The organism is Caulobacter henricii (assembly GCF_001414055.1).
In the GTDB taxonomy this organism is placed as follows: Bacteria; Pseudomonadota; Alphaproteobacteria; order Caulobacterales; family Caulobacteraceae; genus Caulobacter; species Caulobacter henricii.
On the sequence record NZ_CP013002.1, the window covers coordinates 2,833,359 to 2,846,788 of the forward strand.

The 13,430-nt window shown below is 67.6% G+C and carries 11 protein-coding genes; 7 read left to right on the plus strand and 4 right to left on the minus strand.

Going from position 1 to position 13,430, the window contains the following annotated elements; all coding sequences use genetic code 11:
* The first annotated feature begins 31 nt into the window (after positions 1-31).
* From AQ619_RS13210 to AQ619_RS13225, 4 genes are all read left to right on the plus strand, one after another.
* Positions 32-730, plus strand: a complete 699-nt coding sequence (locus tag AQ619_RS13210) for an ABC transporter ATP-binding protein (protein WP_062148432.1) — start codon at positions 32-34, stop codon at positions 728-730.
* Positions 727-3,243, plus strand: a complete 2,517-nt coding sequence (locus AQ619_RS13215; RefSeq protein ID WP_062148435.1) for an ABC transporter permease — start codon at positions 727-729, stop codon at positions 3,241-3,243. The genes AQ619_RS13210 and AQ619_RS13215 overlap by 4 nt, the downstream gene beginning before the upstream one ends.
* 112 nt (positions 3,244-3,355) lie before the next feature.
* Positions 3,356-4,678 carry a PQQ-dependent sugar dehydrogenase gene (locus AQ619_RS13220; protein WP_062148438.1) on the plus strand — a complete coding sequence of 441 codons (1,323 nt, stop codon included), beginning with the start codon at positions 3,356-3,358 and terminating at the stop codon, positions 4,676-4,678.
* Between the two features lie 65 nt (positions 4,679-4,743).
* Entirely contained in the window at positions 4,744-6,201 is a 1,458-nt protein-coding gene (locus AQ619_RS13225) for a carotenoid oxygenase family protein (protein ID WP_062148441.1), read from the plus strand.
* Between the two features lie 142 nt (positions 6,202-6,343).
* On the opposite strand, the gene AQ619_RS13230 is transcribed toward AQ619_RS13225, so the two are convergent.
* Complete coding sequence (locus tag AQ619_RS13230) at positions 6,344-7,132, minus strand: DUF1295 domain-containing protein (protein ID WP_062148444.1); 789 nt, start codon at positions 7,130-7,132, stop codon at positions 6,344-6,346.
* A 144-nt stretch (positions 7,133-7,276) separates the two neighbouring features.
* The gene (locus AQ619_RS13235; RefSeq protein WP_062148447.1) at positions 7,277-8,500 is read right to left on the minus strand and encodes an acetyl-CoA acetyltransferase; all 1,224 of its coding nucleotides are present in this window, start codon (positions 8,498-8,500) and stop codon (positions 7,277-7,279) included.
* A gap of 104 nt (positions 8,501-8,604) precedes the next feature.
* Between AQ619_RS13235 and AQ619_RS13240 the strand changes: the two genes are divergently transcribed.
* Positions 8,605-9,573, plus strand: a complete 969-nt coding sequence (locus AQ619_RS13240) for a winged helix-turn-helix transcriptional regulator (protein WP_062148448.1) — start codon at positions 8,605-8,607, stop codon at positions 9,571-9,573.
* A gap of 18 nt (positions 9,574-9,591) precedes the next feature.
* On the opposite strand, the gene AQ619_RS13245 is transcribed toward AQ619_RS13240, so the two are convergent.
* Complete coding sequence (locus tag AQ619_RS13245) at positions 9,592-11,226, minus strand: glycosyltransferase family 4 protein (RefSeq protein WP_062148451.1); 1,635 nt, start codon at positions 11,224-11,226, stop codon at positions 9,592-9,594.
* A 119-nt stretch (positions 11,227-11,345) separates the two neighbouring features.
* Entirely contained in the window at positions 11,346-12,347 is a 1,002-nt protein-coding gene (locus AQ619_RS13250) for an aldo/keto reductase (RefSeq protein WP_062148454.1), read from the minus strand.
* Between the two features lie 111 nt (positions 12,348-12,458).
* Here AQ619_RS13250 and AQ619_RS13255 point away from each other — a divergent pair, with 111 nt between their 5' ends.
* Together AQ619_RS13255 and AQ619_RS13260 are read left to right on the plus strand one after the other, a co-directional pair.
* Positions 12,459-12,776: a PadR family transcriptional regulator gene (locus tag AQ619_RS13255; RefSeq protein WP_062148457.1), complete on the plus strand. Its 318-nt coding sequence runs from the start codon at positions 12,459-12,461 to the stop codon at positions 12,774-12,776.
* Positions 12,773-13,429: a hypothetical protein gene (locus AQ619_RS13260; protein ID WP_062148460.1), complete on the plus strand. Its 657-nt coding sequence runs from the start codon at positions 12,773-12,775 to the stop codon at positions 13,427-13,429. Before AQ619_RS13255 ends, AQ619_RS13260 begins: the two co-directional genes overlap by 4 nt.
* Position 13,430 lies beyond the last annotated feature (1 nt).

The window sequence follows — 13,430 nt, forward strand, 5'->3', positions numbered from 1 at the left end:
CCGAGTTTAATGCTCGAACCAGGGAATCTTCATGACCGCAGATGTCGCACCGCTCGCCCTTTCGTCGGTGACCCTTACCTTGCCATCATCCGCAGGTCCGGTGAACATCCTGCGCGGCGTCGATCTGGATGTTGCGGCCGGCGAGCGGGTCGCGATCATCGGGCCCTCGGGATCGGGCAAGTCATCGCTGATTTCAGTGGCAGCGGGGCTGGAGCGCCCGACCTCGGGAACCGTCAGCCTGTTTGGCCAAGACCTGTCCAAGCTGGACGAAGACGGCCGCGCCCGCCTGCGCCGTGGACGCGCCGCCCTGGTGTTCCAGAGCTTCCACCTGCTGCCCAACATGACCGCCGAGGAAAACGTTGCGGCACCGCTTGAGATCGCACGGTCGCCCAATGCCCTGCCGACGGCCCGCGACTGGCTGGCCAAGGTCGGCCTGTCCTCGCGCCTGACCCACTATCCGCACCAGCTGTCGGGTGGCGAGCAGCAGCGCGTGGCCCTGGCCCGCGCCCTGGCGGCGCGCCCGGCCCTGCTGTTCGCAGACGAACCGACCGGCAATCTCGACAGCCGCAATGCCGGTTCGGTGGTCGATCTGATGTTCGACCTGCTGGCCGAATGCGGGGCCGCCCTGGTGATGGTCACCCATGATCCGGTTCTGGCCCAGCGCGCCGACCGCATCGTGCGCATGGCCGACGGCAAGGTCGTCCAGTCGTCAGCCGAGGCCGCTGCGTGAGCGCTCTTTCCTTCCGCCTCGCCGCCCGCGAGCTACGCTCCGGTGTCCGGGGCTTCGGCATCTTCCTGGCCTGCCTGGCCCTCGGCGTCGCCGCCATCGCGGCCGCCAGCTCGACCGCAGAGGCCTTCCGTCGGGGCCTCGCCTCCCAGGCGCGGGAAATCCTCGGCGGCGACCTCTCGGCCTCGGTCGAGAACCGGCAGTTCAGCCCGCAGGAACGCGCCGCCTTCGCCCGGCTCGGCCAGGCCTCCTACACGGCCCGCGTCCGGGTCATGGCCGAGGCGCCTTCCGGTGACCGGCGCCTGGTCGATCTGCGGGGGGCCGATGCTGCCTATCCCCTGGCAGGCACCGTCGAGCTGGACGGTGCCGGCACCCTCGCCGAGGCCCTGGCCACCCGCGACGGCCTGCCAGGCGCAGCGGTTGAGCCGGCCCTGCTGGACCGGCTGGGCCTGAAGGTTGGTGACCGCTTCGAGGCCGGTCCCCTGACCCTGGTGGTCCGCGCCGCCATGATCCGACAGCCGGACAGCGTGGCCCGCGGCTTCGTCCTGGGTCCCCGGGTCCTGGTCCGTCGGGAGCTGCTGGATCCCACGGGCCTGCTGGCCCCCGGCCTGCCCTCGAGCCAAAGCGTCCGGATCGCCCTGCCCGCCGGCACCGATCCCGTCGCCGCCGGCAAGGCCCTGAAGAAGCAGTTTGGCGACTCTGGCCTCTATGTTCGGGACCGTTCGGACGCCGCGCCGGGCGCCCGCAAGCTGATCGACCAGCTTGAATACTTTCTCGGCTTCATCGGCCTGGCCTCGCTGGTCGCCGGCGGCCTGGGGGTCGCCGGTGCCGTCTCGGCCTATCTGGCGACGCGCGAGCCCTCCATTGCCGTGCTGAAGGCCCTCGGAGCCGAAGGCGACCTGATCCGCAACACCTATCTGATCCAGATCGGCCTGCTGGCCAGCCTCGGCGTGCTGATCGGTCTGGTCATTGGCGCGGTTGTGCCCCTGATTCTGGGCCAGATCGCCGGCAGCGCCCTTCCGGTGCCCGCCCTGTTTGCGGTCTATCCCCTGCCCCTGATCAAGGCCGGAGCCTTCGGCCTGCTGGCCGCCGCAGCCTTCTCCCTGATCCCCCTGGCCCGGGCCCGGGCCACGCCGCCCTCGGCCCTGTTTCGCCGCGCCCTGGGCGTGCGCGCGCCCTTCGGACTTGAGACGATCGGAGCCGGTGTCAGCGGTCTGGGCCTCGCCGCCCTGGCCGTCGCCACGGCCCCGACGCCGATCGCCGCCGGGATCATGATCGTCGGGGTTGCCGTCGCCTTCGTCCTTCTCTGGGCCCTGGGCCTGGCGGCGGCCTGGCTGGCGGGCAAGGTCCGAGGCCTGGCCAGTGGCCCCATCCGCATCGGCCTGGCCAATCTGGCCGGCCCCCGCTCGGCCGCGCGCACAGCCACCCCGGCCATCGGCCTCGGGGTCGCCCTGCTGGCCTGCGTGGTGCTGATCCAGTCAGCCCTGCTGGCCCAGGTGCGTGAGGTCGCGCCCAAGAGCGCCCCGGCCATGGTCTTTACCGAGATCCCCGGTGACGAGGTCACCGCCTTCGATGCCGAGGTCGCAAAGGCCACCGGCCCTCTCGATGCCGACCGCTATCTTCGCATTCCGTTTGCCACCGGCCGGATCATCGCCCTGAAGGGCAAACCCATAGACCTCAAGGCCATCAAGGCGTCCGAGCGCTGGGCCTTCGACAACGACATCAGTCTCTCGGTCCTGGACAGCGAGCCCAAGGATTCCGGCCGGGTCGAAGGCCGCTGGTGGCCGGCCGGCTATGCCGGTCCGCCGCAGGTGGCCATGGAGATCGACCTGGCCCAGGGTGCGGGTCTGAAGGTCGGCGACACCGTGACCCTGTCGGTCCTGGGCCGCGATCTGGAAGCCCGGGTAGCGGTGCTGCGCAAGGTCGAGTTCGGGGGCTTCGGGCCCAATTTCTCGATCGTGCTCGATCCGAAGAGCCTGGAAGGCGCGGTGCTGCGCAATATCGCCATCGCCAAGATGGACCGCCCCGCCGAGGCCCGGCTGACCCGGGCCCTTGGCCGGACCTTTCCGACCGTCAATGTCATCAGCGTGCGCGAGCAGCTGGAAGCCGCCGCCGGACTGTTCGACCGTCTGGCCCTGGCCATTCGCGGCGCGGCCGCCGTTGCGGGCCTCGCCGGCCTGCTGGTCCTGGCCGGAGCCATAGCCGCCGGGGCCCGCGCCCGGGCGCGCGAGGCGGCCACCCTCAAGGTGCTGGGCGGTACGCGCGCTCAGATCCTGTCGGCCTATGTCATCGAGTACGGCGCCGTCGGCCTGATCGCGGGAGCGGCCGGGGTTCTCCTGGGCCTGGCCGCGGCCTGGCCGGTGGTCGTGCTGGTGTTCAAGGCCCAGTGGAGCATCGACTGGGCGGGCGTCATGATCCTGCTGGGCGGAGCCGCCGGCCTGTCGGCGGTCGGCGGCCTGCTGGCAGCGGCCCAGGCCCTGTCTCGGCGACCGGCACCGGTGCTACGGGCGGACTGACGCTGGGGAAGCTCGACGTCGCTCGGCAATAGGCTAGCGTTGCGATTGGACCGGTCCGCCAGAGAACGCGGAACGCCTTGGCGCGTTACTGCCGGGTCCCAGGGAGAACATCATGCCGAGCCTTCGCCGCCCCGCCGCCCTCACGATCCTCGCTTTGACGGCCCTGGCCGGCTGCAGCCAAGGCGAGTCTCCGTCGGCGACCGGCGGCTATGGCCCCAACCCGGTCCTGCCCGCACCGACCAAGACCCTGCTTCCGACCGTCAAGGTGTCGCCGGTCAACCGCTGGGCGGAGGGCGCAAAGCCCGTGGCCCTGCCCGGCTTCAAGGTTCAGGCCTTCGCGGCGGGTCTGGACCATCCGCGCTGGCTGCTGGTGCTGCCCAATGGCGATGTGCTGGTCGCCGAAACCAATGGTCCGCCCAAGGAAAAGAAGAAGGGCTTCGACATCCGGGCCTGGGCCGAACAGCAGATCATGGGCAAGGCCGGGGCCAAGACGCCCAGCGCCAACCGCATCTCCCTGCTGCGCGATGCCGACGGCGACGGCGTGGCCGAGCTCAAGACCCCGTTCCTCACCGGCCTGAATTCGCCCTTCGGCATGGCCCTGGTCGGCGACACGCTCTATGTGGCCAATACCGACGCCGTGGTCGCCTTCCCCTATGTGGCGGGCGCGACGAGCATCGCCGCTCCGGCGCGCAAGATCGCCGATCTGCCGGCCGGCCCGATCAATCACCACTGGACCAAGAGCCTGATCGCCAGTCCGGACGGAACCAAGCTCTATGCGGGCGTCGGCTCCAACAGCAATGTCGGCGAGAACGGCATGGCGGCCGAGGAGCGCCGCGCGGGAATCCTTGAGGTCGATATCGCCACCGGCGCCAGCCGCGTCTTCGCCTCGGGCATCCGCAACCCTGTTGGCATGGGCTGGAACCCGATTACCGGCGCACTGTGGACCTCCGTCAATGAGCGCGACGAGATCGGCAACGACCTGGTTCCCGACTACATGACCTCGGTCAAGGACGGCGGATTCTATGGCTGGCCCTACAGCTATTTCGGCCAGACGGTGGATGCGCGGGTCAAGCCGCCGCGGCCGGACCTGGTCGCCGAGGCCATCAAGCCCGACTACGCCCTGGGGTCCCACACGGCCTCGCTGGGCCTGACCTTCTATGAGGGCGCAGCCTTCCCCGAGCGTTACCGCAACGGCGTCTTCATCGGCCAGCACGGCTCGTGGAACCGCATTCCGCAGTCCGGCTACAAGGTGGTGTTCATCCCGTTCGCCGGCGGCAAGCCTGCCGGTGAAACCGAGGATTTCCTGACCGGATTCCTAAACGCCAAGGGCGAGGCCCAGGGCCGCCCCGTGGGCGTCGTCGTCGACCGGGTCGGGGCCCTGCTGGTAGCCGACGATGTGGGTAATGTCATCTGGCGGGTCAGCGCGGCGCGCTGATCCAGACTTACTTGCACAACGAGACTGACGGGCGGTAGGATGGCGGGTCTCCCATGAGGTCCGCCATGAAGATCGAACGCCTGCCGCCCGTCCGCACCTCGCTCGGCCACACCAACCACCCCTATATGACCGGGGCCTGGACGCCGCAGCACGAGGAGGTCAATGCCTGGGACCTGAAGGTTCTGGAGGGCGCGATCCCGACCGATATCGACGGCGTCTATCTTCGCAACACGGAAAATCCCGTGCACGCGCCCCTGGGCCGCTACCACCCCTTCGACGGGGACGGCATGGTCCACCAGATCGAATTCCGCGATGGCCAGGCGACCTATCGCAACCGCTTCATCCGCACCCGCGGCTTTGAGGCGGAGCAGGAAGCCGGCGAGAGCCTGTGGGGCGGACTGGCCGATGGACCGGGCACCTCAAAGCGTCCCGGCTTCGGGGCGCATGGCAGCCTGAAGGACACCGGAAGCACCGACATCGTCGTGCATGGCGGCGAGGCCATTGCCACCTTCTACCAGTGCGGCGAAGCCTATCGGCTGGATCCCCTGACCCTGGAAAATCTCGGCGTCGCCGCCTGGGCCCCGCTGGACGGCGTCTCGGCCCATCCCAAGGTCGACGAGGCCACCGGCGAGCTATTGTTCTTCAACTATTCCAAGCACGCCCCCTACATGCACTACGGCGTGGTCGACGCCTCGGGCAAGCGCACCACCTATCAGGCCATCGATCTGCCGGGCCCGCGCCTGCCGCACGACATGGCCTTCACCAAGAACTATTCGATCCTCAACGACCTGCCCGTGTTCTGGGATCAGAACCTCTTGGAGCGCGACATCCACGCCGTGCGCCTGCACAAGGGCGTGCCCTCCCGGTTCGGGATCGTGCCGCGTCACGGCGGGCCGGTGCAGTGGTTCGAGGCCGCGCCGACCTATGTGCTGCACTGGCTCAATGCCTATGAGGACGGCGACGAGATCGTCCTCGACGGCTATTTTCAGGAAAACCCGACGCCGCGCCCGCTGGAGGACGCCCCCGACGGCCACGGCCATCTGATGGCCTATCTGGACGAGCACAGCTTCCGGCCCAAGCTGCACCGCTGGCGCTTCAACCTGAAGACCGGCGAGACCACCGAGGGCCATCTGGACGAGCGCATCCTCGAGTTCGGGATGTTCAACCAGCAATATGCCGGCAAGCCCTATCGCTATGCCTATTCGACCACCGCCAAGCCCGGCTGGTTCCTGTTCAACGGCTTCGTCAAGCACGACCTGGAAACCGGCGAGAGCTGGTCGATCCAGCTGCCTGAAGGCCGCTATGCCAGCGAGGCCCCCTTCGCCCCGCGCGTGGGAGCCGTGGACGAGGACGACGGCTATCTGGTCAGCTTCATCATCGACGAGAACCAGGGCACTTCCGAGTGCGTGCTGGTCGACGCCAAGCGCTTCGAGGTGGTTTGCCGCATCGCCCTGCCCCACAAGCTGAGCAGCGGGACGCATAGCGTCTGGGCGGGGCGGGACCTTCTTAAGCCTCTCCCATAGGGAGAGGAGGGACCCGCCGCAACGCGGTGGGAGGTGAGGGGTTACACCGTCAACCGGTGTGCCGGCACGCCGTCGACCGCCTTAACCCCTCATCCTCCCACGCCTTTGGCGCGGGCCCCTCCTTCTCCCTCCGGGAGAAGGTTCAGGTCTTCGGAAACCACGGCACGAAGCCCGAGGTCCGCTGCACATAGGCCTCGTAGTCCGGACGCTTGCGGCGCATGCGGCCCTCGACGGTGGGCACGCCGCTCCACTTGGTCAGCAGGAAGGTCATCAGGATCGGAGCCGGCAGGGTCCAGGCACCGAGGCCCGTCCCGGCGGCGATCAGATACAGACCCCACCAGACGCAGGCGTCGCCGAAATAGTTGGGGTGGCGAGTATAGCGCCACAGGCCCTTGTCCATCACCTTGCCGGCGTTTTCCGGCCTGGCCTTGAAGGCCGTCAGCTGGGCATCGCCGATGGTCTCGAACAGAATACCGACCACCGCAATGGCGGTACCGACATAGGCTAGGGTACCCAGCGGCGCGGCCGAGCCGTGGCCCAGCTGGACCGGCAGGGCGATCACGAACTGCAGGGCATATTGCAGGGCAAAGACCAGCAGCAGGGACGCCTTGGCGAAGCTCCATTTCCGCTCGCTCTCCGCCAGGGCCATCATGGTCACATAGCGGCGGTCCGGCCCGTTCTTGCGCCAGCGCCACAGCAGATAGCCGCCCAGTCGAAGCGCCCAGACGGCGCAGAGGACCAGCAGCAGGGTGCCGTGCGGCGTCGGCCCCATCTGCAGCCACGAGGTCAGGGCGATCAGGCCCATGCCCAGGCCCCACCAGCTGTCGACGAAGCTCACATCCTTCAGCCTCAGGCCGATCAGCCACAGCACGAAGAAGGCGGCGGCCGAAACGGCGGCATTGACGGCCAGGAGTTGGAGCAGAGATGTCATTGTCGTCCTGATAAAATAGATGCTCCCCCTCAGGGGGAGCTGTCGCGGAGCGTCTGAAGGGGCCAACGCGACCGACCTCCAGCTTGCCCCCTCCGTCGGCTTCGCCGACACCTCCCCCAAGAGGGGGAGGAGCTTCCGTTCGACCTATAGCCCCACGACCAAACTCACCGTCGTTGTGGTGGATCCACCGATGTTCAGGGTCTGCACCGTCCTGGCCCCGTCCACCTGATAGTCGCCGGCCTTACCGGTGACCTGCTTGAAGGCGTCGAGGGCCATGCGCACGCCCGTGGCGCCGACGGGATGGCCCGCCCCGATCAGGCCGCCGGACGGATTGATCGGCAGCCGGCCGCCATGGGCGATGTCGCCGGCCTCGATGGCCTTCCAGCTTTCGCCCGGCGCGGTCAGGCCCAGATGGTCGATGGCCATGTATTCGGTGGCGGTGAAGCAGTCATGGGTCTCGACCGCGTCGATGCCTGACACGTCGTCGGCGATCCCGGCCCTGGCGCGGGCATCAAGGATGGCGCGGCGCACCTGCGGGAAGACATAGGGCTCATGGCGGCTGTTTTCGATCTTGCGGGCATAGCTGATCGGGGCCGAGCGATGACCCCAGCCCTTGATCCGCGGAAGGCTCTCCAGCGCGATCCCGCGCTTGTCGGCATAGGCCCTGGCGCGTTCGGCCGAGGCCAGGAACACCACCGCTGTGCCATCCGTGACCTGGCCGCAGTCCTGCTTGCGAGTACGCCCCTCAACCACCGGATTGGTCTCGTCGTTCTCGGTAAAGGCCTCGGAGCCGAACCGCCAGTCGCGGGTCTGGGCGTTGGGGTTGCGGCGGCCATTGGCGAAATTGATCTCCGAGATCGCCATCAGGTGCTCGTACTTCAGGCCGTAGCGACGGTCATACTCGTCGGCGAGGTCGGAAAAGGCCCGGGGCCACAGGAAGCGGGCGTCCTGGAACTCGTGGCCGGCCCAGGCGGCGCTGCCCAGATTCTCGGCGGCCTTCTGACCAGGCACATTGCGCATCTGCTCGATGCCCACGACGCAGGCCAGGTCGTAGCGGCCCGCCTCGATCTCGGCGGTCGCCGCCAGGATGGCCACACTGCCCGAGGCGCAGGCCGCTTCATGGCGGGCGGTCGGCAGACCGTCAAAGGCCGGATGCACCTGACCGAACATGCCGCCCAGAAGACCCTGCCCCGCGAACAGCTCACCGGCGAAATTGCCGACATGGCCGGTTTCGATCTCTTCAGGATCCAGTTGCGCGGCGTCCAGACCCTCGCCGACCGCCTCGGCAAAGGCATCGACCAGTTCACGGCCCTGGCGGCTCCAATTGGCTGAGAAATCGCTCTGCCATCCGCCCAATAGATAGACCAAGGCCGCCTCCCGAGCCGTCACCAGTCAGTCTGACTATACAAGCGACCTTCCCTGAGTCCATGGCCGGCGTTGACAGTTCGATGCGGGGCAGCGCACCAAGCCGCATGGTCCAGACTGCGACAGTCGCCTCCGCGACGCCGACCCTCGTGCGAAACAGTTCGGCCGCGCGGGCCCTGAACCTGATCGGCGACCGCTGGACCCTGCTGGTGCTCTATGCGGCCTTCAACGGCGTCAACCGCTTTGACGGTTTCATCGCCATGACCGGAATGGCTCGCTCCCTGCTGGTCGACCGCCTGGGTCGGCTTGAGGCGGCAGGCATTCTGGAACGACGCCCCTACCAGACCCGCCCCTTACGGCACGAGTACCATCTGACCGCCATGGGCCTGGACCTCTATGACTCGGCCCTGATGCTGCTCGGCTGGGAGATGCGCTGGCGGCTGGACCCCGACTGCCCCTCCCACCAGATTGTTCACAGCCCGTGTGGACAGGCGCTTCGACCGGTCCTGGTCTGCCAGGCCTGCGCCGCCCCGGTGAAGGTGCGGGACATCAGCCTGCAGCCCGGTCCCGGTGCCGGCGTCGAGCCGGCCCCGCGTGCCCGCCATTCGCGCCGGGCCAGCGATATCCCGGGCTCGGATGGTGTCGGCGGCGTCCCCTTCCATCCGATGCTCGAGCGGTCGATCGAGGTGCTGGGCGACCGCTGGACCGCCCATCTGGTGGCGGCCAGCTTCTATGGCCTGACCCGCTTCAAGGACATCCAGGCCGAACTGAAGGTGGCCAGCAATATTCTCACCGACCGGCTGTCGCGCCTGGTCGAGCGCGGCATGCTCGAAAAGCGGCTCTACCAGACCCGGCCCGACCGCTGGGAATACAGGCTGACCCGTGAGGGCCGGGACTTCTTCCCCCTGATTGCCGCCCTGATGGCCTGGGGCGATCGCTGGCTCTCGGGCGAGGCCGGCCCGCCGGAAATCCTGACCCATGCCTGCGGGGCCAGGCTGGTTCCGACGGTGCGCTGCAACGCCTGCGACGGTGCCGTCAGCGTCAGAACCACGACCCTGTCCGCCCCAACCGCCTGACGAAGCGGCCGTTCAGCATCAGGGTACCAGCGACACCAGACCCAGCTTGTAGAGCCACATGAACGCTCTCATCCGCGTCGGGGAGGCACCCTGGGTTCCCCGAACCAGCGCGGCGATGGTGCTCGGCGTCGCCGCGGCCTGCCGGAGGACCTCGACAATGGTATCCCGCGGCAGGGTGACCGGATCGATCACATACCGAGCCACACCCAGTTCCAGGAAGGTCTCGATCGCCTCGGCCCGCTGCAGGTGAACCGCGACAATACGGCTCTCATCCAGCACCTGGCTCGGATAGTGAGAGAACAGCTCAAACGGATCGGGCCGGGTCGGCCAGGGCAGTGGCGCTGTAGACGCAGCCGCCTTGCGCAGTTCCCCAAGCCCATCGATCATCTCGACATAGCGCCCCAGGATGATCGGCCAATCATAGATTTCCCTGGCCCGCTTCTGGCCGGCGGCCCCGAGGGTCTCCCGGAGATCCGAGCTCTCCGCCAGAGCCACAACCCGATCGGTCAGGGCCGGCAGATCAACGACCGTCGCCATGCTCACCCGGCCGATGTAGTAGTCGTAGTTGTCGCGACCCAAGGCGTAATTCATGGCCAGGTCCGTACCGCTGCCGGCGGCCGGCAGGGTCACCGGAACGCGATAGCCATCGACGCCGTCACGAACCGTGTCCTTGTAGCCGTCCCAGTCGCTGACCAGCACGGGAATGCCGGCCGCCATGGCCTCGACCGGCGTCAGGCCGAACGTCTCCTGGATGTTGTCGGAGAGCGAAACGAAGACGTCAGCGGCTTTCCAGGCCTTGTCATAGAGGCCGCTGTCATTGCCATCGACATGCTGAAACCGGACGCTGGGCGCGAAGAACCGTTGCGCCTCCTCGACAGCGTTCTGCACGCCCGCATTGGGATAGATGCCCGCTTCGATACAGACCAGGGCCTTGCCGGTGCGTTGGCAGGCCGCCTCCAGGGCCTGATAGCAGGCGACCGGGCTGGCCTTGCCGTGGAAGGTGATGCGGCCTGCGAAAAGGAAGGCGATCTCGTCCGCGCCCAGTCCAAGGGTCTGGCGCGCGGCGATCCGCTGAGTGTCATTGCGCTCGAAATCCGGCACATTGATCCCGAGCGGGATGACCGGCAGGGCGGGCGAGTTGAATCGCGTGGCTCCGGTATTGTCGGCATGCCAGGTCTTGAGCTCATCCTGCAACTTGGTGACGACGGACAGGGCGGCACTGGAGGTGCAGATCAGGGCGTCCCAGGGCTTGAAAGGCGGCAGGGCCACCTCAGCGACCTGCCTCATGGCGTTTGCGGACGACAGCGTATGGGTTACGCCCACCAGACTATAGGCCGTACTTCCGACCAGGTTTCGGCCATGGGCGGAATCCTGCGGCAACGGGCCCGGCATGTAGAGCGCGCCCCGTTCTGCAAGGATGCGCCGTCCAGTTGAATCCTGCCAGTGAAGGGAGCCGGCATAGCCATCCCCTTTCAGCTGCTCGATCATCACGTGAGCGGCGGCCCGTTGCCCGTAGCCATAGACAGCGTCAGTCTTCCACCGGCGAGCCACACCCTTGATCAGGGCCTTGCCGGCACTTTGCCGCCCCATGATCTTCTTGTCGGTCGAATAGCCGTCGCCCGCGAAATAGATCGCGAAATTCATCATGCTCATCGAACGGCACCGCTTGCGACCAACTGGATTCAAGACGTCTCAAGCAGGCGCTTGCAGGCCGGGAACGTCCCTGCCTAGTTAGGAAAAGTCGCCCCGCCTGTCGATGGCCCTCTGATTGACTATCGCCCGACCATCGCCAGACCGATCTCGTTGTAGCGCTCGCCTTCGACGGCGGATTCCGGCACGGCGGCGGCAATCCGCGACAGGTCCTCGGCCGACAGCACCACGTCAACGGCACCGGCATTCTCTTCCACCCGGGCGGCCTTGGTGGTTCCGGGGATGGGCACAATGTCCGGGCCCTGATGCAGCAGCCAGGCCAGGGCCAGCTGGGCCGGCGTGATCCCCTTCTCGCCCGCGATCAGGGTCAGGGCCTCGACCAGGCTCAGGTTCTTGCTCAGGGCCTCGCCCTGGAAGCGCGGCAGGCCACGCCGGAAGTCATCCTTGGCCAGTCCCGCATCGCTGGTCAGGGTCCCCGTCAGAAAACCCCGGCCAAGCGGGCTATAGGGCACCAGACCAATCCCCAGCTCGCGCAGGGTCGGCAGGATCTCGGCCTCAACGCCGCGGGTCCACAGCGAGTACTCGCTTTGCAGGGCCGCAACCGGCTGCACCGCATGGGCCTTGCGCAGGGTCGCCGCCCCTGCCTCGGAGAGCCCGAAATGCTTGACCTTGCCCTCGGCGATCAGATCCTTGACCGCCCCGGCCACATCCTCGATCGGCACATTGGGATCGACGCGGTGCTGGTACAGGAGATCGATCACCTCAACGCCGAGGCGCTTCAGCGACGCCTCGGCCACGGCGCGAATATGCTCCGGCCGACTGTCGACCCCGACCATGCGCCGCACGCCCGCTTCGTCCGGCGGATTGATCTTGAAGCCGAACTTGGTGGCGATGACGACCTTGTCGCGGAACGGCTTCAGGCCCTCGCCGACCAGTTCCTCATTGACGAAGGGGCCATAGACCTCAGCCGTGTCGAAGAAGGTGACGCCCAGATCGACGGCCCGGGCCAGGACCCTGAAGGTTTCCGCCTTGTCGGGGGCCGGACCATAGGCCCAGCTCATGCCCATGCAGCCCAAACCGATGGCTGAGACCTCAAGGCCGTTGCCGAGTTTCCGCGTCTTCATGGGGCATCTCCAACATTCCGGTTGATGCCAATATGGGCCCTGCGGTGACCGATGTCAGGGGGTATCGTCCGCCCCCTCGACTCAAACTCTACATATATTGAATATGGCTACATGACCCGGCCACCCAACATCTCCCGCCAGACACGCGCGCTTCTGACCGTGCTCCTGGAGCAGCCCCAGGCCTGGCGCTACGGCTATGACCTGAGCAAACAGACCGGCCTCAAGTCGGGCACCCTCTATCCGCTGCTGATGCGGCTCAGCGACCAGGGCCTGCTGGACTCCGAATGGCGCCAGCCCCTGCAACCGGGTCGGCCGCCCAGACATGCCTACCGACTGACCGACGCCGGCGCGGCCCTTGCCCGCCAGCGCGCGGCCGACAGCCCCGCCCCTGTGGATGAGGCCGGCCCGGCATGGGAAGGCACGCGATGACCCTCGCCCACCTGCTGATGCAGCATGCTGCGACCGTCATGCCTGAACCGCGCCACGACTGGACGGCGGCGATGCAGGCCGAGGTGTCTGAAATCAACGATCCCCGTGCAGCCCTGGCCTTCGCGGCCGGTTGCGTCCTGACCGCCTATCACCAAAGGATCTCGCCCATGCGCATCGCCCTCGTCCTCGGCCGCTTTGGCGTCACGGTCGTCACCGTGCTGACCGCCGGGGTCCACATCGCCTTCCTGCTGTACTGGGTGGCGATCATCGAGGACCTCAAGACCCACGGCACGAACGGCTGGGCGGGCCGTTTCCCGATCTTTCGCGGCCATAGCGCCGAGGAGGCGCTGCAGGGCATAGGTCTGCTGCCCGTCTGGCATGTCGTCGCCCTGGTCGCCATGACCTTGGCCTTCGCCCTGTCGGCCTGGTTCCTGGCCCATGGCCGGTTAAGGCTCCTGGCCCTCGCAGCCGGAACGGGGCTGCTGATCAACACCGCCAACGCCCTGGCCATGACGGCCGTGAAAGGCCCCTATCTGGTGCACCCGCAGATGGCCTGGCTTTACGCCCTGGCCTTCGGCCTGCTCATTCTGGCGGCTGGTGCCTTTGGCGGCGCTGACCGCTGGCTGGCCCGGCGGCCGCAACTGGCGGCCTGAC

Excerpts from the sequence above, each read along its gene's own strand:
- AQ619_RS13245 (WP_062148451.1), bottom strand. The coding sequence starts at position 11,226 with ATGAGCATGATGAATTTCGCGATCTATTTCGCGGGCGACGGCTATTCG.
- AQ619_RS13250 (WP_062148454.1), bottom strand. The coding sequence starts at position 12,347 with ATGAAGACGCGGAAACTCGGCAACGGCCTTGAGGTCTCAGCCATCGGT.
- AQ619_RS13220 (WP_062148438.1), top strand. The coding sequence starts at position 3,356 with ATGCCGAGCCTTCGCCGCCCCGCCGCCCTCACGATCCTCGCTTTGACG.
- AQ619_RS13255 (WP_062148457.1), top strand. The coding sequence starts at position 12,459 with ATGACCCGGCCACCCAACATCTCCCGCCAGACACGCGCGCTTCTGACC.
- AQ619_RS13225 (WP_062148441.1), top strand. The coding sequence starts at position 4,744 with ATGAAGATCGAACGCCTGCCGCCCGTCCGCACCTCGCTCGGCCACACC.
- AQ619_RS13240 (WP_062148448.1), top strand. The coding sequence starts at position 8,605 with ATGGTCCAGACTGCGACAGTCGCCTCCGCGACGCCGACCCTCGTGCGA.
- AQ619_RS13260 (WP_062148460.1), top strand. The coding sequence starts at position 12,773 with ATGACCCTCGCCCACCTGCTGATGCAGCATGCTGCGACCGTCATGCCT.
- AQ619_RS13210 (WP_062148432.1), top strand. The coding sequence starts at position 32 with ATGACCGCAGATGTCGCACCGCTCGCCCTTTCGTCGGTGACCCTTACC.
- AQ619_RS13230 (WP_062148444.1), bottom strand. The coding sequence starts at position 7,132 with ATGACATCTCTGCTCCAACTCCTGGCCGTCAATGCCGCCGTTTCGGCC.